This is a genomic window from Actinomadura sp. NEAU-AAG7 (assembly GCF_018603865.1).
Lineage (GTDB): Bacteria > Actinomycetota > Actinomycetes > Streptosporangiales > Streptosporangiaceae > Spirillospora > Spirillospora litoris.
In genome coordinates, this window is record NZ_JAHFZY010000004.1 from 557,257 (window position 1) to 577,984 (window position 20,728).

General features: G+C 72.7%; 18 protein-coding genes. 10 read left to right on the forward strand and 8 right to left on the reverse strand.

Translation table 11 applies throughout. The features are described from left to right. Positions 1-255: 255 nt before the first annotated feature. Positions 256-1,479, forward strand: coding sequence for a M14 family metallopeptidase (locus KLI87_RS21555; protein WP_308166108.1), 1,224 nt, complete (start codon positions 256-258; stop codon positions 1,477-1,479). 316 nt (positions 1,480-1,795) lie between these two features. Here KLI87_RS21555 and KLI87_RS21560 read toward each other — a convergent pair whose 3' ends face one another. Further along, positions 1,796-2,833 carry an RDD family protein gene (locus KLI87_RS21560; RefSeq protein ID WP_214618405.1) on the reverse strand — a complete coding sequence of 346 codons (1,038 nt, stop codon included), beginning with the start codon at positions 2,831-2,833 and terminating at the stop codon, positions 1,796-1,798. A 70-nt stretch (positions 2,834-2,903) separates the two neighbouring features. On the opposite strand from KLI87_RS21560, the gene KLI87_RS21565 reads away from it, so the two are divergent. After that, positions 2,904-3,899 (forward strand): stage II sporulation protein M, encoded by a 996-nt coding sequence (locus tag KLI87_RS21565; protein WP_214618406.1) that lies wholly within the window; start codon positions 2,904-2,906, stop codon positions 3,897-3,899. 8 nt (positions 3,900-3,907) lie between these two features. Here the strand turns inward: KLI87_RS21565 and KLI87_RS21570 are convergent, their stop codons facing one another. From KLI87_RS21570 to KLI87_RS21590, 5 genes are all read right to left on the reverse strand, one after another. Then, positions 3,908-5,200, reverse strand: coding sequence for a DUF58 domain-containing protein (locus KLI87_RS21570; protein ID WP_156215716.1), 1,293 nt, complete (start codon positions 5,198-5,200; stop codon positions 3,908-3,910). Further along, positions 5,200-6,168, reverse strand: coding sequence for a MoxR family ATPase (locus KLI87_RS21575; RefSeq protein ID WP_156216184.1), 969 nt, complete (start codon positions 6,166-6,168; stop codon positions 5,200-5,202). Before KLI87_RS21575 ends, KLI87_RS21570 begins: the two co-directional genes overlap by 1 nt. 104 nt (positions 6,169-6,272) lie before the next feature. Continuing rightward, positions 6,273-7,460, reverse strand: a complete 1,188-nt coding sequence (locus KLI87_RS21580) for a DUF4350 domain-containing protein (RefSeq protein WP_214618407.1) — start codon at positions 7,458-7,460, stop codon at positions 6,273-6,275. Beyond that, positions 7,454-8,146, reverse strand: coding sequence for a DUF4129 domain-containing protein (locus KLI87_RS21585; RefSeq protein ID WP_214618408.1), 693 nt, complete (start codon positions 8,144-8,146; stop codon positions 7,454-7,456). The genes KLI87_RS21580 and KLI87_RS21585 overlap by 7 nt, the downstream gene beginning before the upstream one ends. Continuing rightward, entirely contained in the window at positions 8,143-9,450 is a 1,308-nt protein-coding gene (locus KLI87_RS21590) for a hypothetical protein (protein ID WP_214618409.1), read from the reverse strand. The genes KLI87_RS21585 and KLI87_RS21590 overlap by 4 nt, the downstream gene beginning before the upstream one ends. Positions 9,451-9,851: 401 nt before the next feature. Here KLI87_RS21590 and mtrA point away from each other — a divergent pair, with 401 nt between their 5' ends. The 5 genes from mtrA to hpf all read left to right on the forward strand — a co-directional run bounded on the left by mtrA (position 9,852) and on the right by hpf (position 16,635). Further along, positions 9,852-10,529, forward strand: a complete 678-nt coding sequence (mtrA, locus tag KLI87_RS21595; RefSeq protein WP_021598338.1) for an MtrAB system response regulator MtrA — start codon at positions 9,852-9,854, stop codon at positions 10,527-10,529. 146 nt (positions 10,530-10,675) lie between these two features. Then, entirely contained in the window at positions 10,676-12,427 is a 1,752-nt protein-coding gene (gene mtrB / locus KLI87_RS21600) for an MtrAB system histidine kinase MtrB (protein ID WP_308166109.1), read from the forward strand. A gap of 2 nt (positions 12,428-12,429) precedes the next feature. After that, a complete protein-coding gene (locus tag KLI87_RS21605) occupies positions 12,430-14,202 on the forward strand; it encodes an LpqB family beta-propeller domain-containing protein (protein ID WP_308166128.1) in 1,773 nt (590 codons plus the stop codon). Positions 14,203-14,297: 95 nt separating this feature from the next. Next, positions 14,298-14,966: a ComF family protein gene (locus KLI87_RS21610; RefSeq protein WP_214618410.1), complete on the forward strand. Its 669-nt coding sequence runs from the start codon at positions 14,298-14,300 to the stop codon at positions 14,964-14,966. Positions 14,967-15,999: 1,033 nt separating this feature from the next. Further along, positions 16,000-16,635, forward strand: coding sequence for a ribosome hibernation-promoting factor, HPF/YfiA family (gene hpf, locus KLI87_RS21615; protein WP_214618411.1), 636 nt, complete (start codon positions 16,000-16,002; stop codon positions 16,633-16,635). A gap of 804 nt (positions 16,636-17,439) precedes the next feature. Here the strand turns inward: hpf and KLI87_RS21620 are convergent. Both KLI87_RS21620 and KLI87_RS21625 read right to left on the reverse strand, forming a co-directional pair. Continuing rightward, entirely contained in the window at positions 17,440-17,724 is a 285-nt protein-coding gene (locus KLI87_RS21620; RefSeq protein ID WP_214618412.1) for a hypothetical protein, read from the reverse strand. A 236-nt stretch (positions 17,725-17,960) separates the two neighbouring features. After that, a complete protein-coding gene (locus KLI87_RS21625; protein ID WP_214618413.1) occupies positions 17,961-18,368 on the reverse strand; it encodes a nuclear transport factor 2 family protein in 408 nt (135 codons plus the stop codon). Positions 18,369-18,485: 117 nt separating this feature from the next. On the opposite strand from KLI87_RS21625, the gene KLI87_RS21630 reads away from it, so the two are divergent. From KLI87_RS21630 to KLI87_RS21640, 3 genes are all read left to right on the forward strand, one after another. Then, on the forward strand, positions 18,486-19,046 hold the full coding sequence (locus tag KLI87_RS21630) for a TetR/AcrR family transcriptional regulator (RefSeq protein WP_214618414.1): 561 nt from the start codon (positions 18,486-18,488) through the stop codon (positions 19,044-19,046). Positions 19,047-19,180: 134 nt separating this feature from the next. Then, entirely contained in the window at positions 19,181-19,795 is a 615-nt protein-coding gene (locus KLI87_RS21635; protein WP_308166110.1) for a class I SAM-dependent methyltransferase, read from the forward strand. 187 nt (positions 19,796-19,982) lie between these two features. Beyond that, positions 19,983-20,480, forward strand: coding sequence for a nuclear transport factor 2 family protein (locus KLI87_RS21640; RefSeq protein WP_214618415.1), 498 nt, complete (start codon positions 19,983-19,985; stop codon positions 20,478-20,480). Positions 20,481-20,728: the final 248 nt, after the last annotated feature.

Consider the following 20,728-nt stretch of genomic DNA (forward strand, 5'->3'; position numbering starts at 1 on the left):
ATTTCACATCCCGTTTGATTGGCGCTGAATCGCGCCCGGGATATGCGGCCCTGACCTGCGTTTTCATCGTGGCGACCTGCGCTGCGCCACTGAAAGTGCGCCCATTGTCATTCGGGCGTACAGCGGTCATCGTGACGACACCGCATGCGTTCGTGACCCTCCTGAGGAGCCCCCGCCGCGTGCCCAGGCACGCAGATCCGAATGGCAGGTTACCCGTCAATGGTGAATTCCAGCAGACAGCGTTGTCTTCTGGCGGTGCTCGCCGCCGGCGCCCTCGCCGCAGGCGTCCCGAGCACGGCCGGGGCGTCCGCGCCGGCGCCGGTCGAGACCTCCGGCCAGTACATCGTCACCGGTGCGCGCAGCGCCGAGCAGCGCACCCAGGTCGCGCGGACCGGCGCGGCCATCGACCTCCTCCGGGCGGACGGCGTCCAGGTGAGCGCGATCCCGTCCGAGGTCGCCGCGATCCGCAGGCTCGGCTTCACGGTGAGCGCGCCGCTCCCCAAGCCCGCGCCGCAGCCGACGAGGTCGGCGACCTCTTACCACACCTTCGCCGAGACGCAGCAGGAGGTCGACGCGGTCGCCGCCGCGCACCCGCAGATCACGCGCAAGTTCGTCGCGGGCAAGTCCGCGCAGGGCCGCGACATCATCGGCCTCAAGATCAGCGACAACGTGGCCACGGACGAGAACGAGCCCGAGATGCTCGTCATCGCCAACATCCACGCCCGCGAGCGGCTCACCGCCGAGCAGGCCCTGGACTACATCGGCCAGCTCACCGGCGGCTACGGGACCGACAAGCGGATCACCGACCTCGTGAACGAGCGCGAGATCTACGTGATGCCGATGGTCAACCCCGACGGCCAGGTCTACGACATGACCAGCGACACCCAGCCGGGCCGGATGTGGCGCAAGAACCGGGTGGGGTCGGGCACCGACCTGAACCGCAACTTCGCCTACAAGTGGGGCTGCTGCGGCGGGTCGTCCACCAGCCCGTCGAGTGAGACCTACCGCGGCACCGGGCCCGAGTCGGCCCCGGAGACCAAGGTCATCGCGAACTTCGTGCGCAGCCGCGTGGTCGGCGGCAAGCAGCAGCTCAAGATGTTCCTGGACGTCCACTCGGTGGCGCAGCTCGTGCTGTGGCCGTTCGGCTACACGATGAACAACACCGTCCCGGGCTCGATGGACGCCGACGACGAGGCCGCCCACCGCACGATCGGGCGCGAGCTCGCCGGGACGAACGGGTTCACGCCCGAGCAGTCCAGTGACCTGTACATCACCGATGGCACGACCGACGACTGGACGTGGGGCGAGTACCGCATCTTCTCCTACACGTTCGAGCTCGGCGGCGGGAGCTTCTACCCGCCCCCCTCGGCCATCGACAGTGAGGTGCGGCGCAGCCGCGAGGCGATGCTGCGCCTGACCGCCTATGCCGACTGCCCCTACCGGGCCATCGGCAAGGAGGACAAGTACTGCGCGGCCTGATCGGACGCCTGCCGCGTGGCCCCAGACGGCCCCTGGACCGGTCGCAGAGCCGGTTCCAGGGGTCGTTTCAGGGGGCGCGGGCGTCCCGTTCGGCCCTTCCGAGTCCGGTGAGAGGTGAGGGTGGTGTGCCGGCGTAACGGGTGCCGGGGGACGCGATCCCGGTTGGACCGCTCCTTTCGGTGCGGTGCCGCCGCGCCGCGGCAGGGTTCCCCGTGGTGCAGGAGATCGTGGTGGACGGCCCGGCGCCGCGCCGGCGGGCCCGGGGGAAGGCGGCTCTGGTCGGGCTGCCCGTACCGCCGCTGACGCGTCCCGGGTGTCAGGGCCGCTGCGGCGGTACGGGGTACTGGCCGGTCGGGTACTGGCCCTGTGGCGGGCCGGGCGGCGGGCCCTGCGGCAGGACGCCCTGGTACGGGCCCGCGCCGTAGTTCTGCGGCGGGAGGAAGCGCGGCTGGCCCGGCCCGGGAGCGCTGAACGGCGGCGGCATCGGAGGGCCCTGCGGGACGGGCGCCACCGGCGGACCCCCGGCCATCGCCATGGCGGGAACCGGCGCCGGGGCCGCGCCGGGCGGCTGCCCGGTCTGCCCGAGGCGGCGCAGCCGGGCGGCGCGGCGCTGGGCGAGGCGCCACTCCTCGCGGCGGCGGCGCTCGGCGAGGATCGCCGACAGCAGGATCTCCGGCCGGACGCGCCCCGGCGGCGGGGGGCTCACCACCGCGGCCACCTGGTCGGCGATGCGCTGCCCCAGCGAGTCGCGGACGTCCGGACGCAGCTCCCAGAAGCGCGAGAGGTACTGCCGCGCCGTCATCGCCAGCTCGTCGGACAGCATCGACAGCTCCAGCGTCCGCGCCCACCCGGCGAGCTGCGGCGGCATCACCGCGACCGGCCCGAACACCGACGAGGGCACCCGCTCCTGGATGACGATCGTCCCGGCGAACAGGTCGCCGAGCCGCTTGCCGCGCTTGCTGCACAGCGAGGCGATCAGCGCGGGCGCGCTGTAGAGCGTCCAGAACTCGATGAACCCGGCGAGCGCCCGCACGAGCGCCTGCCGGAACCGGATCGGCCCGCCGTCGTCGGCGACGACGCGCAGCCCGGCCGCGAGCTTGCCGAGCGTCCGGCCGCGCGAGAGCGTCTCGAACGCGCACGGGTAGCCGACGATCACCGCCACCACGCAGGCCAGGCTGAGGCCGGTCGTCCACGCGTCGTCGGCGCCCGCCGTCGCCATCGACACGCCCACGATCAGGATGTTCATGATCACTAGCTGGAACAGCAGGTCGAGCAGCACGGCGCAGCCACGGCTGGCCAGCCGCGCGACACGGATGTCGAGCGCGACGGCCTCGCCGGTGACGAGTTCGGCCATGTCCTGTTCCTCCAATGCCGGGGCACGTCTATTTTGCCGGTTCGGCGGTGTGAGGCGTTAGTCTCCCGGGGTGGACGTCGACGCCTATGTGGCCGCGCACAACGCCGACTGGCTGCGCCTCGAACGGTTGATCAACCGGGGCCGCCGGCTGTCCGGCACGGAGATCGACGAGCTCGTCGAGCTCTACCAGCGCACCGCCACGCACCTGTCGGTGGTGCGCTCCAGCTCCCCCGACCCGCAGCTCGTCGGGCGGCTGTCGTCGCTGGTCGCGCGCGGGCGCGCGGCCGTGGCGGGCGCGCAGGCGCCGCTCTGGCGGGACGTCTCCCGGTTCGCCACGGTCTCGTTCCCGGCGGCGGCCTACCGGATGCGGTGGTGGTGGCTCGGCAACGCCGTCCTCGGCAACCTGCTCGCGCTGGCCCTCGCGATCTGGATCGTGCACAGCCCCGAGGTGCAGTCGAGCATCGCGACGCCCGCCGAGATCCGCGACATCGTCGACCACGACTTCGCGAACTACTACACCGAGCACTCGGCGGCCTCGTTCGCCTTCAAGGTGTGGATCAACAACGCGTGGGTGTCGGCGGTCGCACTGATCTTCGGCATCATGCTGGGCATCCCCACCCTGTTCGTGCTGCTGATGAACCAGGTCAACCTGGGAGTGATGGGCGGGCTGATGTTCGCCTCCGGCAAGGGCTCCATCTTCTTCGGGCTGATCCTGCCGCACGGCCTGCTGGAGCTGACCGCCGTGTACCTCGCCTGCGCGGGCGGCCTGAAGATGGGTTGGACGGTCGTCGACCCCGGCCGCCGCACCCGCGGCCAGGCCCTCGCCGAGGAGGGCAGGGCGGCGGTCAGCGTCGCGATGGGCCTGGTCGTGGTGCTGCTGGTGTCCGGCCTCATCGAGGGGTTCGTGACGGGCTGGGTCCATGTGACGTGGCTCCGCGTCGGCATCGGCGTGGTCGCCGAGGCGGGGTTCCTCGGCTATGTGATCGTCCTGGGCCGCCGCGCGACCCGCCGGGGCGAGACCGGCGACGCCGACCTCACCCCCGACCTCGTCCCCGTCTCGGGCTGACCCCGGGCCTACAGGCGGCCCGCGGCCTTGAGGGCCAGGTAGGCGTCGGCGAGAGCCGGGGCGATCTCGTCGGGCGGGGCGTCCACCACCTCGACGCCGTGGGCGCGCAGCTCGGCGGTGAGGCGGCGGCGGTCGGCGCGGGCGCGCTCGGCGGCGGCCGCGTCGTAGACGGCCGCGAGGTCGCCGCGCCCGGCCGCCATCTCCCCGAGCCGCGGGTCCGCCACGGCGGCGATCATGACCAGGTGCCGGGCGGTGAGCTGCGGCAGCAGCGGCAGCAGCCCCTCCTCGATCGCGGCGGTGTTCAGGTCGGTCAGCAGGACGACCAGGCAGCGCTGCCGGACGCGCGCCATCAGCGTCGACACCATCCCCGCCGCGTCGCATTCGAGCAGCTCGGGCTCCAGCGGCGCCATCGCGTGCACCATCGCGGGCAGCAGGTCGGTGCGGGACGCGCCCTCCACGCGGGTCCGGACGCGCCGGTCGTAGGCGAGCAGGTCGACGCGGTCGCCGGCGCGGGAGGCCAGGGCGCCGAGCAGCAGCGCCGCGTCCATCGAGCAGTCCAGCCGGGGGATGTCGCCGACGCGGCCCGCGGACGTGCGGCCGGTGTCGAGCACCAGGTAGATGCGCCGGTCGCGCTCGGGACGCCACGTCCGCACGACGACGTCGCCGCGCCGCGCGGTGGCCCGCCAGTCGATGGAGCGGACGTCGTCGCCGTCCACGTACTCGCGCAGCGAGTCGAACTCGGTGCCCTGGCCGCGGATCAGCGCCACGTGCGCGCCGGTCAGCTCCCGCAGCCGCGCCAGCTTGGCGGGCAGGTGGCGGCGGGACGGGAACGCCGGGAGCGCCCGCACCGTCCACGGCGCGGGACGCGAGAGCTGCCGCGCGGCGAGCCCGAGCGGGCCCACCGACCGCACCACGACCGTGATCGCGCGCCGGTCGCCGCGCCGCGTCGGGGTCAGCGACATCTCGACGCGGCGGCGCTCCCCGGCGGGCACGTCCACGCGGGCGGTGCGGGGGGTGGCGCCCGCGCTCGGCGGCCACACGTCCCGCAGCCGGGCCTTGAGGCGCCGCCTGCCGAGGTTCTCGACCGTCAGCGTGACCGTCGCGCTCTGGCCGAGCCTGACGCTGGTGTCGCCGGTCCGGTGGAAGCGCAGCGCCCGCACGTTCCCCGCGAGCGCGAGGTCGGCGACGACGCCGAGCAGCAGGACGCCCCACAGCGCGAGCAGCGTCCACCAGCTCGGCACCAGCAGCGGGACGAGCGCGCCGAGCAGCGCCAGCAGCCCCAGGCGTCCGGTCAGCGCCATCAGCGGGGCGCGGGGACGTGGGCGAGGATGCCCTCCAGCACGCCGTCGGCGGTCGCGCCCTCCAGCTCCGCCTCGGGACGCAGCTGCACCCGGTGCCGGAGGGTGGGCCTGGCCAGCGCCTTCACATCGTCCGGCGTCACGTAGTCGCGGCCGGACAGCCAGGCCCAGGCGCGCGCGGTCGCCAGCAGCGCCGTCGCGCCGCGCGGGGACACCCCGAGTTGCAGCGACGGGGACTGTCGGGTGGCGCGGCACAGGTCCACGACGTAGGCGGCGACCTTCGGGTCCAGCAGGACGGCGCGGACCGCCGCCCGCCCAGCCGCCAGCTCGGCCGCGCCCGCGACGGGCCGCACCGCCGACAGGTCGCGGGGGTCGAACCCCGAGGCGTGCCGTTGCAGCATGGCGATCTCCTCGTCCCGGGTGGGGACGGGCACGGTCAGCTTCACCAGGAACCGGTCGAGCTGGGCCTCGGGCAGCGGGTAGGTGCCCTCGTACTCGATCGGGTTCTGCGTCGCGCACACCACGAACGGGTCGGGCAGCGGACGCGCCGTCCCCTCGACGGAGATCTGCCGCTCCTCCATCGCCTCCAGCAGCGACGCCTGCGTCTTGGGCGGCGTCCGGTTGATCTCGTCCGCGAGCAGGAGGTTGGTGAAGACGGGCCCCTCGCGGAACTCGAACTCCGCCGTGCGGTTGTCGTACACCAGCGACCCGGTCACGTCGCCGGGCATCAGGTCGGGGGTGAACTGGACGCGCTTGAAGTCCAGGTCGAGGGCGCGCGAGAGCGTCTTGATGAGCAGCGTCTTGGCCGTGCCGGGGACGCCCTCCAGCAGCACGTGGCCGCGGCAGAGCAGCGCGATGACGAGACCGGTCACCACGGAGTCCTGGCCCACGACCGTCTTGGCCACCTCCTTGCGCAGCGCCGTGAGCGCCGCGCGGGCGGTCTCGGACTGCCGCCGCACCTCCTCGGGCAACCGCTCGGCTCCCGGGGGCGTGTCCACGGGTGCGCCGGGGCCCTGGCCGGGTGCGCCGGACTCCGGGCCCGGCCCGTCGCCCTTCCCGAGGTCAAGAGGGTGGTTCACGACTGTCGTACCTGCCTTTCCAGGTCGTCGAGGACGTCGGTGAGAGCGATCAGCCCGGCGTCGTCCGCGGGCTCGGGACCGTACAGCGCCGCGCCCACGTAGGCCTCCTCGCGGCCGGTGCGGACCGCGACGGCGGCGACGATCTCGTGCATGGACGCCGGGTCCTGCGCGCTGCCGCGCGGGAGGCCGAGCAGCGGGACGATGCGCTCGCGCGCCCCCGAGCGCAGCGCGTCGGAGGCCCGGTCGCGGGCGCGGGCCGCGCGGTACAGCCGGGCCCGCCCCTCGACCGTCTCGGCGGAGCGGACCGCGACCGGCAGCGCCTCGGCCACGACCGGGCCGAGCCGCCGCGCCCGCCACGCCGCCACCAGCAGCACGGTGACCACCAGTTCGAGGAAGAACAGCCAGACGCCGAACGGCACCATGTCGGTGATCGTCTTGTCCCCGGCGCCGGAGCCGGCGGCGGGCTTGTCCGGGATCAGCCAGATGACGGAGGGCGGCGCGCCGATCATTCCCATGGCCAGCGCCGCGTTCCCCTCCTCGTCCAGGTGCTCGTTGGTGAGGAAGCCGGACGAGCCGACCACCGTGACCGACCGGTTTCCCGCGATGAGGCTGACCAGCCGGGGGGAGCCCGCCGCCTTGTAGCAGCCGACGCCCTCCTCCGGGTCGTCGTAGGTCTGGGAGTCGCCGAACCTCACCCTTCCGGCGAGCCTCGCGAAGGGCATCTCGCAGCCCGGGTCGCTGGTCTCCTCGAAGCTCGGCCCGGCCGAGGTCACCCCGGGGGCCAGCGCCGCCAGGACGTCGCGTCCGGGCGCGAGGAGCAGCAGGTCGCCCGGTGTGGAGCGGAGCCGTTCGATGTCGGCGTCGGTGAGCCGCTCGCTGCGGCTCACCACCAGCATGCTCCGGGGCGTGGACGCCTCGGCCGCCTCGCTCGCGTGCCTGGCCACCGTCACCGGCGTCCCGCGCTGCTTGAGGAGCTCGGCGATCGCCCGGGTGCCGTCCCGCTTGGCCGATGTCGGGTCGAGCTGCTCGTTCGAGCCCGTAGGGCGAAGCGCCGCGAGCACGACCGCGATGACCGCCAGGGCGAACAGCACGCCGACGATCCCGCGCGAGGACCGCCAGCGCCGCCGCGCGACCTGCCCGGCGGACGGCTCGGCGGGCGCCTGGGGCGGGGCCTGGGTCACCATCGCGGGCCCCCCTCTCCCTCCGCCGCGTCCTCGGCGGCTCCGACCGGGACGAGACCATCGGCCTCCAGCGGCTTCGGACGCGCCTCCCGGAGGCGTTCGTCCAGGTCCTTGAGCCGCGCGTACCCCTCGGAGGTGCCGGGGCGGTCGCCGTACCAGACGTCGTCGAAGATCCGCACGCCGCCGCGCAGCTCGTCGGCGAGCTGCGGCACGGCCTCGCCCGCCTCGGCGGCCAGCTCGTCGGCCGTCCGCCCGGGACGCGGCGAGAGCACCGCCCGCTCCTCCAGGTCGCGGGCGATGGCGCGGAGCCGCTCGCGGATGGCCTCGGCCCACCGCCCGGCGGCGGCGTGCGCGTCCGCGGCGTCCCGGTGGTCGAGCGCGGTGGACGGCTCGTCCTCCAGCAGCGCCTCCCCCCGCGAGCGCGGGTTGCGCCGCCCCCACATCAGCCACGCGACCAGCGCGATCGCCGCCGCCAGGATGAGGATGATGACCGCGACCGACAGCCACCCGCTCCCGTTCCCCTGCGCGTTCGGCGCGGCGGCCCGCTGGAACAGGTCGCCTAGCCAGTCGGTGAACCTGTCCCAGGCCCGCTCCAGCCAGGACGGCTTGTCCCGCTGGTAGATCTGCTTGTCGAGCTCGCGCCGCGCCATCTCGCGCGCCTCGTCCCGCCCGACCGGATCGAACCTCACGACCCCACCCCGCCTTCAGACCCGGGCCACCCCTGAGCCCCGGCCGCGAACCCGGCCCCAGGCGCGGAGTCGCCCCCGCCACCGAACGCGGCCCCGGACCCCGCGCCGGGCGCGGGAGGGTGGCCGACCCCAGGAGCGGGGTTCGTCTCGGGGCCCTGACCTGTCCAGGGGGCGGGAGGCGCGGTGGGCGCCGGGGCGTGGGGAGGTCGTGGGGGAGGTTGTGTTCGCATGGCGGGATCGGTCGGGAACCCCGTGGTTCCCGGGGGCGGGGTGAAGGGCGCCCCGGAGGGTGGTGGCGGCGGGGCGGGGCGCCACAGGTCGATGAAGCCCTCGCCTCCCTCGTCGTCGCCGGCCAGGGCCGCCGCGGAGCGTCCGCGGGTGCGCAGGTCCAGGTCGAGGCCCTCGCGGCGCATGCGCCGGTCGATGTACAGCAAGGCGATCACCCCCGCGTCGAAGGGCAGGACCACGGACCAGCTCACGATCCGCCCGAGCGTGTCGACGGCCAGCGCCGCCACGGCGGCGCCGCCCTCCGGCTTGGTGCCGAAGGCCACCAGTTCCACGATCAGGAACGGGATCCGCAGGGCGAAGAACCCCATGAACACCGTCACCAGCAGTGCGAGCAGGAGCGTCCCGCAGGTGCGCAGCCAGCGGCCCTTGGACAGCGTCCTGGCCCGCCGGAGCGCCCCGCCGACGCCCTGCCGCTCCAGCACCACCGCCGGCACCGCCTGGACGAGCAGGATGTACAGCCACACCATCAGCCCGACCCCGACCGGGACGCCGAGGATCCCGGCCAGCAGGACCAGCGCCGGATGCGCGCCCGCCGCCAGCAGCAGGAGGAACGGCAGCGCGGGCAGCAGCAGCGCGAGCAGCGGCACCACCATCACCACGCCGGCGGTGGCGGCGACCCGGCCCAGCCGCGGCCGGACGTCGCGCCAGGCCCGCCCCTGCTCGACCGGCAGGCCGAGCAGTTCGCGCCCGAGGATGGGCGCCATCATCCCGGCCATCAGCAGGACCCCGTACGCCGACAGCACCAGCCCCGCGAGCCCGAGCGTGACCTGTGCGCCGATCGAGTCCAGCAGCACGTCCGGCGTGACCTCGCCGCGCGCCTCGTCCCCGACGAAGAAGTACGCGGCGACCGACCCGGCCACCTGGACCACCGTACTGATGGCCACCGACATTCCGAGCGTCGTCCGCGGCCGCCGCCGGATTCCGGCGATGGCGCCGTCCAGCATCTCCGAGATGGACATGGGGCGGAACGGGACGGCGCCGTCCACGTCGTCGTCCCAGCCGTCCGGTCCCGGCATCTTGGCTCCCTGCGATCTCTGGCGGGGGTCTCGGCTCGCCCGCGTCCCCGTCCGGGCGGTGGCCCCGCCCGCTCTCGCCGGGGCCGCCGGTCAGGTCATCCTGTCACGGGCGGGCCGCCGTCAACGCCGCTCGACGGCGATCGGCGCCACGACTCGGGGCGAGCCGGACCAATACGGCCCAACCCGTCAACCGGGTGTCCCTCTCGGGAGTCCCCTTTACAATCCGTCCCTCGAATAGGGGACGGATAAGGCGTGGGCGTGCTCGGACACGGTCCGGGAGGAGTCATGTACGACGCAAACGCGGGTAACCTTGCACGCCAAGGCATATCTCTCCCTGGCGAGGTGGGGCCGGAGCGTCTCACCCCACTCCACCGAACCCCGACTTTGTGACGATGAGGGCCATGAGAGGACGTGTACTGGTCGTCGATGACGATCTCGCGCTCGCCGAGATGCTCGGTATCGTGCTGAGAGGCGAGGGTTTCGAGCCCTCGTTCGTCCACGACGGTGACAAGGCGCTGGAGGCGTTCCGGGAGACCCGGCCTGACCTGGTGCTGCTCGACCTGATGCTGCCGGGGGCCGACGGCATCGACGTCTGCCGCCAGATCCGCGCGGAGTCGGGCGTCCCGATCGTGATGCTGACCGCCAAGAGCGACACCGTGGACGTCGTGCTCGGGCTCGAATCCGGGGCCGACGACTACATCGTCAAGCCGTTCAAGCCGAAGGAGCTGGTGGCGCGCGTGCGCGCGCGCCTGCGACGCACCGACGAACCCGCGCCCGAGACCCTCCAGATAGGCGACATCACCATCGACGTCGCCGGGCACTCCGTGAAGCGGGGGGACCGGCACATCCCACTCACGCCCCTGGAGTTCGACCTCCTGGTCGCCCTGGCCCGCAAGCCCCGTCAGGTGTTCACCCGCGAGGTCCTGCTTGAGCAGGTGTGGGGCTACCGCCACGCCGCCGACACGCGCCTGGTCAACGTGCACGTGCAGCGGCTCCGAGCCAAGATCGAGAAGGATCCGGAGCGTCCCGAGATCGTCGTCACCGTCCGCGGCGTCGGCTACAAGGCCGGTCCCGCCTGACCGTCCGGACCCTCCCGTCCCCGGAACGGCACGCCCATGACGACCCGACTCCGCCCCGCGAACATCCCACCCGCAGCCGCCGGTGGGCCGCTGAGCGACGCCGCTCGCGGCTCCGGGCGGCGCGCTGACAGCGTCCGGGGGCGGCCATGAGCGGGCCGGCGGGTGCGAGCGGCGCCGACGGCGCGCAGGGCGAGACCACCGCGCAGGGCGGGGCGAGCGGGCAGGGCGGGGCGAGCGGGCAGGGCCGCGCGAGCGGGACGGGCGGCCTCGGGAGGCGGTTCAAGCGGTTCGTCCGGCGGGGGCTGGGCGCCGCCCGGCGCGTCGTGCGCGGGACGGCCCGGCACGGCTACATGCGGTGGCGCCGCTCCATCCAGGTGCGGATCGTCACGTCCACGCTCTTCATCTCGGCGATCGTCGTGGCGATCCTCGGCGTGTTCCTGATGCAGCAGGTGTCGTCCGCGCTGATGGACGGGAAGGTCAAGGCGGCCCGCCTCCAACTGGACGAGGGCCTGGCCCAGGTACAGCGCGACAGGGCGGGCGCATCCGCCGAGAACGGGAACTGGCTGAGTTCCACGGTCGATCGCCTGAAGGCGCGCAGCGGTCCGTCCGGCCTCTACGAGGTCTACATACGCGACACGACGGAGCAGTACGTCGGCGGATACGCGACCAACGACCTGCGTGAGGAGAGCATCCCCAGGCGGCTGCAAGAGGAACTCCAGCACGCGCCGGCCGGGTCACGCGCCTACACCTACGGCAAGCTCACCTACGTCGACCACCGTCCGTCCGAGCGCGGGCTCATCGTCGGCGGCAGGACGGGCCAGTTCGAGCTTTACTACCTGTTCCCGCTGGAGCAGGAGCAGCACACCCTCACCAACGTGGGGCGCTCCATGGCGGGAGTGGGCATCGTCCTGGTGCTCCTCCTGGCGGCGATCGCCTCGCTGGTCACCCGGCAGGTCGTCATCCCCGTCCGGCTCGCCGCGCAGGGCGCGCAACGCCTCGCGGCCGGGCGCCTCGAAGAGCGGATGAGGGTCCGCGGCGAGGACGACCTGGCGCGCCTCGCCCGCTCCTTCAACGACATGGCCGCCAACCTCCAGGAGAAGATCGGCGAACTGGAGGACCTGTCCCAGGTCCAGCGGCAGTTCGTCTCGGACGTCTCCCACGAGCTCCGCACGCCCCTGACCACCATCAGGATCGCGGCCGACATGCTCTACGAGAACCGCGACACCTTCGACGATCCCGCCGTCGGACGCTCGGCGGAGCTGTTGCAGAGCCAGCTGGAGCGGTTCGAGTCCCTTCTGGCCGACCTCCTGGAGATCAGCCGTCACGACGCGGGCGCCGCGACCCTCGACGCGGAGTCGCTCGACATGCGCGACCTCGTCCTGCGCACCGTGGGCGACATCCAGGGCCTGGCCGAGCGCAAGGGCAGCAAAGTCGTCCTGCAACTTCCCGGCGAGCCTTGCATGGCGGAGGTGGATCGGCGCAGGGTGGAGCGCATCATGCGGAACCTACTCGTCAACGCCGTCGAACACGGCGAGGGCGAGGACATCGTGGTCTCCGTGGGAGCCGACCGCGACGCCGTCGCCGTCGCCGTGCGCGACCACGGGGTCGGCCTCAAACCGGGGGAGGGGCAGATGGTCTTCGACCGCTTCTGGCGCGCCGACCCCGCGCGCGCCCGCACGACCGGCGGGACGGGCCTGGGCCTGTCCATCTCCCGCGAGGACGCCCAACTCCATGGCGGCTGGCTCCAGGCGTGGGGCGAGCCCGGAGCCGGATCCCAGTTCCGCCTGTCGCTGCCCCGCGTCGCCGGTGCGGAACTGCGCGGCTCGCCGCTGCCGCTCGTCCCGCCGGGCGCGGGTGACGCGCGTCCCCTCTTCGCGGAACTGGAGGCGGGCGATTGACCGTGCGTGTGTGCAGGCTGCTGGCCGTCGCAGCCTTCGTTCTGGGGGCCTCCGCATGCGCGAACGTCCCCAGCGGCGGCCAGGTGGTGACGGGCAAGCCCGCCGAGCGCGCGGAACGCGTGGACGACCCGTACGTGCGGCTGATCCCCGTCCGTCCGCGTCCGGAGTGGGGCCCGGAGCAGATCGTCTCCGGCTTCCTCGCCGCGTCCGCCGGGTTCGACGACGACCACCGGGTCGCCAAGGAGTACCTCGGCGGCCAGCTCTCCTGGAAACCGGGCCCGCGCCCCTACGTGACCGTTCTGCAGAGCCGCGTCCCCGACCCGCACGTGGACAAGGCGTCCGGTGGGCAGGCGACCGTCAAGGTGACCGCCGAGCAGCTGGGGACGATCAGCTCCGACGGCCAGTACACCGCCGCCCCCAAGAACCTTGAGGCCACCTTCCAGCTCGCCAAGAACGCGCAGGGGAGATGGCGCATCACCAACCTCCCCGGCGAGGAGAAGTCCGGGCTGCTGCTCACCAAGAACGACGTGGAGCGCACCATGCGCCCCGTCAACCTCTACTTCTTCGCCCCGGACAAGCGCACCCTCGTCCCCAACGGCATCTTCCTCCCGGTCGTGGCCAGGCAGACGCTTCCGGCGCGCCTCGTCCAGGCGCTCCTGACGGGCCCCACGTCCTGGCTCAACGGCGCCGTCGAAAGCGCCTTCCCCACCGGGACGAAGCTGCGCGGCCTCAGCGTCGAGAAGGACGTCGCCACCGTCGACCTCAGCGGCGAGGCCGCCGGAGCCAGCGTCGACCGCATGTCGGCCCAGCTCGCCTGGACGCTGCGGCAGCTCTCGGGCATCCAGCACTTCCGGCTCAGGATCGACGGCGAATCCGTCAGCCCCCAGAACAGCGACGCGACACAGCCCGTGAGCGGCTGGGCGGGCAACTCCCCGGACGGCCCCCACCTGACCGGCCAGACCCACCAGAACGCCTACGTCGCGGGCGCCCCCGGCTTCCTCGGCACCCTGGTCCGCGACCACGCCCAGCCCGTCGTCACCGGCCCCGCCGGGCACCTCTCCCACCCCGCCGTCGCGCCCGACTACCAGGAGCTGGCCGGCCTGAGCACCAGGGGCGACCAGCTCCTCGCCGCCGCCCCCGTCACCGGCTCACCCTCCGCCCGCCTGCTTCTGACCGCCCATCGCGGCGCACGCTTCACCGCTCCCTCGTGGAGCAGCGACGGCACCCTCTGGGCGGTGGAGAGCAAGGCGAACCAGTCCTGGCTCTGGGTGCGGGCGCGCGGGGAACGTCCCGTCCTCGCCGCGCACTGGGGCCTCGGAGGCCGCGAGGTCCTCGCCTTCCGCGTCGCCCGCGACGGCGTCCGCGCGGCCGTCATCGTCCGCATCGACGGCCGCCCGCAGGTCCAGATCGGCCGCATCGCCCACGCCCCGGGCGGGTCCCTGGACGTCGGGTCGTTCCTGCCCGTCAGCTCCGAACTCCAGGACGCGATCGACCTGGCCTGGCGCGACTACGGCAACCTGGCCGTCCTCGGACGCGCCAAGCGCGACAACCTCTCGCTGCCCTACATCATGCCGGTCAGCGGCAGCGCCATCACGCCCCTGGGCGTGGGCGCCCTGGGCGAACCGCGCACGATCGCCGCCGCGCCGGGCGAACCCGTCCTGATCGGCACCCGCTCGAACGGCAAGGACCAGGTCTGCCGCCAACGCTCGGCGGACAAGTCGTTCCGCGAGTGGATCTGCCCGACCGCCGCCCGGGACCCGAACTACCCCAATTAGCCCGTCCCCCCACGTCACAGCCCCGCTATCGCCGGTTATCCACAATCACGCGAGGGGGTTACGGCCAGGGCCTCCAAGCGGCCATCGTCGTGGGCATGAACTTCTTCCGCGACCTGATCGACCTGCTTCTCCCCGACCGCTGCGCGGGCTGCGGCAAGGCCCCGGCCCTCCTGTGCGACGCCTGCGCCGCACCCCTCTCCGGCGCTCCTCGCCCGGTCCGCGCCCCGGCGGGCGTCCCGTCCGCGTGGACGGTGGCGCCCTACGAGGGCTCCGTCCAGATGGTCCTGGCCAACTACAAGGAACGAGGCCGTACCCCGCTGGCCGATCCCTTAGGCCGGGCACTGGCACACGCGATCCAGGCCGCCGCCCCGACCGGCGTGCCGCTGGTCGTGGTCCCGGTGCCCTCAAGCCGCCGCGCCAACCGCAGACGCGGCCACGACCCCCTGGGCGGAGTGGTGGACGCGGCACTCCAACACCTCCGCGCCAACGGCCTGAACGCAACGAAGGCATCCGCGCTCCGTCAGCGCCGCCGTACCAACGACCAGGCGGGTCTCAGCGCCGCCGAGCGCGCGGCGAACCTGTCCGGAGCCCTGGAGGTGACCCCGAAGACCGACATGGCCGGACGCCGCGTCCTGCTGGCCGACGACGTGATCACCACCGGCGCCTCCCTGGCCGAGTCCGCAAGAGCCCTGCGGGCGGCCGGGGCCGAGGTGACCGCCGCAGCCACGCTGGCGGCGACCCCACGCCGAAGCCCAAGCTGGTAGAGCCCCTTCGCAACGCGGAGCGGGCGGGCGCACGGGGACGCGAAAGGAGAGACGACGAAGGGACTCCCGCGGCGGAGCCGGCGGCCGACGCGAGCACACCCGGCCTACAAGCCCGCCCGGCGCTGCCACGCAACATCGGGACCACCTGTAAGAGAGGAGCACCCTCGTACACGAGCCACCGGGTGTCGCGGGAGTAGTCGGATCGGGACCGTATGTAAGAGGGGGGCACCTCCCTTTCGCGAAGGTGGTCGAGGGCCTCTGGGTGAGGTTGCTGTTCGCTGACGCCTCGCCCCCGCTCACCGCGACCGATTCCAGTCCAGCGCGACCGTCGCGCTGGCCCTGCGGGCCCCGGAACGACAAGCCGACCGCAACCGTCAATCACTGTTCGTAGCCGTCTCATGCCCCGCTGCCAACGCCTGAGCTGCAACTTGAGGTAACAGACGTCACAATGCGGCCACAAAAGGAGGGGAGATCTCCGAACCCGCTAGATCGCCACTTCGGACTGACCTGCGGACGGGGCGGGGCGCGCAGCCCCGACGCACGGGGGGTTCCGGGCGTCCCAGAGGTGCCGTGCGGACCCGCCGGGACCGCGCTGCGACGGCCACCGATGACGGTCAGTGAGTATTTCCTCGGCTCACCCCCCTGACATTCGTGGCGGAAGGGGTTAGCGTTCCTGACATGGCACCCGCCCGGGTCCGTGGTTGCGCTGGATCGCAGTGCTCATCAGGAGCACGGCAGACGATCCGGCTAGCCGATGCCAGGCGCAGGCGAAACGGCCCACGTAAGGCGACTTCTCGTCGACCGATCACGGTGCGCCTTAGAGGTAAGTCCTGCCCCGTCGAGGGATCCGACATCCTTCGAACCGGGAGAAGGGCAGTAGTGGCGAGAGCGCCGCGAGCCCCTCAGCAGGCGGATGTGGGGACGAAGACCAGGTCGGCCGGGCGGGTGCGACCCATCGTCCTGTGGAGCCCGACCGGAGCCTGCATGGCTCCGGCTCGGGTGGGCAACGCAATCGGGAGAAGGGGGGTCCCGCGTGGACATCATCGTCAGGGGCCGGCACACCGACATCAACGACAGGTTCCGCCGGCACGTCGACACCAAACTGGCCAAGATCGAGCGGTTGAACCAGAAGGTCATCCGCGTGGACGTGGAGGTGTCCGAGGAACGTAACCCACGACTGGCCGACCAGCGCGAACGGGTGGAGCTGACCATCCGCTCCCGAGGCCCGGTGATCCGCGCCGAGGCCGCCGCCGACGACCGCTACGGCGCCCTCGACCTGGCGCTCGACAAGCTCGAATCGCGGCTGCGCCGCGACGGCGAGCGGCGCAAGGCCCACGGCGGCAAGGCCCGCGCCAAGCTCACCCCGGCGGAACCGCTTCCCGAGCCCCCGCTCGAAAAGGCACCCGAGGCACCGGCCAAGGAGCCCGCCGCCCAGAAGCCTTCGGAAGACGACCACATCGTCCCGATCCCCATGGAGGGCGACGGCCCCATCGTCGTCCGCGAGAAGTTCCACGAGGCCGAGCCGATGGGCATCGAGCAGGCCCTCTTCGAGATGGAACTCGTCGGCCACGACTTCTACCTGTACCGCGACAAGGCCACGGGCCACCCCTCGGTCGTCTACCGCAGACGCGGCTGGGACTACGGGGTCATCAGGCTCGTCGAGGAGTAACGCCCCGCCGCGCAACGATCCCGAAGAACCGATCCCCACCCCATCGATCAACGCTGGCGCGGGCCGCGTGGTACGGATCCTCAACCCCGCCACCGACCCGCGCCGGCAACACCCCAGCGCCTCGCCCGAGCCGAGGACCAGGCCCGACGCGGGGAACCTCAACAAACGCCGAGCCACGGCGCCCCGGTAGTGGGTTGAGGGCGAGCCCGTGCCCTCGGAGGCGGCCCAGCGGCGGCCGTCGCAGCGCGGTCCCGGCGGGTCCGCACGGCACCTCTGGGACGCCCGGAACCCCCCGTGCGTCGGGGCTGCGCGCCCCGCCCCGTCCGCAGGTCAGTCCGAAGTGGCGATCCAGCGGGTTCGGAGATCTCCCCTCCTTTTGTGGCCGCACGTCAAGAACTATGGATCAGGCCAGCCGGGTGGCTGGTCTCGCCGACGTAGCCGGTGGTGGGCGGCAGCGCGGACGCGTCGTGTTCGTCCCGCGCCGGTGAGCAGGGCGAGGACGGCGGCTGCGGTCACTGTCTCGACGGCCTTGCGCCGGCGGTGGGCGGCAGCGCGGGCGCGTCGTGTTCGTCCTGTGCCGGTGAGCAGGGCGAGGACGGCGGCTGCGGTCACTGTCTCGACGGCCTTGCGCCGGCGGTGGGCGGCAGCGCGGGCGCGTCGTGTTCGTCCTGTGCCGGTGAGCAGGGCGAGGACGGCGGGTGCGGTCATTGTCTCGACGGCCTTGCGCTGGAACCAGTCGGATGCGGTGGTGACTTCTTCTGCGGCCCAGCGTCCGCCCATGGTGATCGATCTCAGCAGGGTCCACTAGTGCAGGCGGCGTGTGAGGAAGTCCAGTTCGCTGATTCGACCGGCCATGGTGTGCGCACAGTCCTCGAACCGCTCGTCGGGGAGCGGAAGCAGGCTTGCCGCCCGGTGGTCCCAGTGGCGGACCACCGCGGATTGCGCCATCGCCTGGTCCGGGTCGCGTAGGACGCCGGCTACCAGGTCGGCTTCTTCCGCCGCGCGGACGATGGCCAGGTCCCGCAGGTACTGAGCGAATCGCTGATGCTCGTCGGAGGCGGGCCGCTCGTGTGCGTTGCGGCCGGTCACGCGGCGGCTCCCTTCGGCCGCTCAACCGAGCGGCCTTGTTCGAAGCAGGCGCCGACCCGCGCCCACGCGGCGAGCCAGGAGGCGTCGACCTCCGCCTCCAACGCGGCAACGGGCATCCGCCGGGCCGCATCGAGTTCGCCCGCGAGGGCGAGCGCCGCGGCGCCGGAGCCCTGGTCCCTTCTCGGACGATCTCACCGATCAAAGGACCGTCTCGCTGTTTTGATGGGTCTTGCGGGTCAGGCTTGGCGGCCTAGGGGCTTGCGGTGGGCGTGGATCTTTCGGTGGCTGATCCGCCAGCCTTGGGGTGTGCGCAGGACGGTGTCCTCGTAGGTCACGCTCCCGGCGGTGCCGTCGGCGTTGACGCCGATCCCCTTGGACCGCGCCTGTACCCGGTCGTCGGCGATCTCGCTGAGGACGATGTTGGTGACGTGGTGGCCGACCGGGTTGAGCTCGCCCAGCGCGCGTCCGGCGGCGGCGCAGGCCGCGACGCCCAGCAAGGGCTCCTGACCGAACTCCGAGACGTCGTAGACGACGTCGGGAGTGAACACCTCGTCGAGTCGATCCAGTTCGCCGCTGTCGCATAGGTGGCCGTGCATGGAGATCAGCTCGGTGATCGCGGTGCGGTCGTCGGCGGTGAACGTCATCGCTCCTCCAGACCGGGGCGCCGTCCCTCGACCTCGTTGGGAAGTGGGGAGCTCCCCGCTTAGTGTCACGAGTAAGGTAAGCGGGGAAGTCCCCGTTTAGCAACCAAGGGAGCAGGGATGGTGGCGTCCTCCGGGCGGGCACGCCGCGCGGACGCCGAGCGGAACGCCCGGCTGCTGGTGGCGGCGGCCAGGGAGCTCTTCGACGAGCGCGGCCCGGACGTCGCCCTGGACGAGGTGGCCCGGCGCGCCGGGGTCGGCAACGCGACCCTCTACCGGCACTACCCGACGCGCGGTGACCTGCTCACGGCGGTCTACGCCGACGAGATCGCCGCGCTTTGCGACCGAGGCGCCGCTCTCCTACGCGAACCGGATCCCGGTGAGGCCCTCTTCACCTGGTTGGAAGACTTCGTCGTCCACGTGGCCACCAGGCGGACGCCGGCCTTCGCCGGTGTCGCCGGCGAGCGGCGCACCGCGCTGTTCGAGCGCTGGCACGCCTCGCTGACCTCGACCGCGGAGAGGTTGCTCTCCCGCGCCCAGGAGGCGGGCGCCGTTCGCGGGGACCTCGCCGTGGCCGAGGTGCTGGCGCTCGCCAACGCGGTCGCTGTTTCGGAGCCCGATGTCGGCCGGGCGCGCCGCCTCCTCGACATCCTTCGCCACGGCTTCAGCGGGCCCGGCTGAACCATTGGACGATGATCAGGGGACGGGCGGGTCCAGGGCGGATGGCGTCTTGTCGCGGCCGCGCTGGCTGGCGGGGCCGCGGGTGCTTGTTACGCGGGGCGCGGTCGCAGGGGTGTGCCCTTTACGGTGAGCGGGTGCGTCAGGCGGATCTGGAACCGTATTGGAACACCAACGTCGCCCGTCACCCCGGCATTCTGCGCGCCGTTCCGGAGGGGTGCGGCGACGCGCTGGACGTTGGTTGCGGCGACGGGCTGCTCGTGCGCAAGCTGGCCGGGAAGGCGAAGCGCGTGACCGGTGTCGACAGCTCGCCGAGGATGGTCGCCCACGCTCGCCGGCTCGCTGCCGGGGAGCCGGATCTGGCCTTTGTCGAGGGCGACTTCCTCACCGCCGATCTGCTGGACGAGGGCTATGACTTCATCTGTTCGGTGTCCGCGATCCATCACATGGACTTCGAGGCGGCCCTGACCCGGATGCGCGAGCTGCTGCGCCCCGGCGGCACGCTGGTGGTGGTCGGGTTGGCTCGGGAGAGCAGCCCGACGGACTGGGCGGCGTCGATCGCGGTCGCCCCGGTCGTCCGGGTCATCAAGGTGCTGCGGCGCGCGCACGGCCCGGACGGAATGCCGGTCGCCAATCCGCAGATGAGCTACGGGCAGGTGCGGACCGCGGCGCGGCGGCTGCTGCCGGGCTCGCGTTACCAGCGCCACATCCTCTATCGATACTCGCTGACGTGGGAGAAGCCCGTCCGCTAATGGCAGCGCCTCACAGCGGTGGCCTCTGGGGGTGGGGCGTGCTCGGCGGCGACGGGCGGTCACGTCATCGCGGCGGCTGCCGAACGTTCGTCGGAGTTCCGATTCACCGCGGCCTCGTGTGGCCGCTGGTGCAACCGCGTTGGGGTGGACGGGGTTCCGGGCGTGACTGCGGTGAGAGGGGCAGACGATGGGCATGGGGCCTTCGGTGGAAGACCGGTACGCGTCAGGTGACGCGTGGGCGGTGATGGAGAAGTTCTACGCGGCCGAGGCGGCGTATGTGGCGGCAGGCGGGTACGGCAAGGCCGACTATGGGCCGGCGGCCGCCTGTCTGGATCCGGAGGTGGTGCTGCACCAGGCTCCGGGCCTGCCGTTCACGGGCACCGGGACGTGGCGCGGCCGGGACGGGCTGGAGCGCTTTCTGACCCGCTTCAGCGAGGTCTGGGAATCGATGGAGTTCCTGGAGCAGGAGCACTGGGGCGACGGCGACACCGTCGTGGTGCGCAATCGGGTGCGGTTCCGGGCCCGGGCCACCGGCCGGGAGGTCGAGACTCTGATCCTGCAGCAGATCAGGGTCCGGGACGGGCGCATGCTCGAATGCCGTCCCTTCTACTGGGACCAAGCCGCCATCGTTGAGGCGTGCGGCTGGACGGGGCCGAGCGGGGAAGGCGAAGTTTCCATCGGGTGAGGTGCGCGTCGCGGCGTCCGGGTGCTGACATCGTTTTCCGGCAGAGCGGGTCGAGCGCCTTCCGCGGGGAATTCGGGGGCGTTCGAGTTCCCGGATGATCGCCATTGGAGGTCAAGGCCGCCCACCGGTGTGGCGGAGTGGTCGCTGACGGTTGAGGGGGAGCACGTCGCTGCGGCGGCTCCTGCGGGACGGGCGTGAGCGCTGGTCAGCGGCTTGTGCCGGGAGGTTCCGGTCAGCTCTGGAACCTT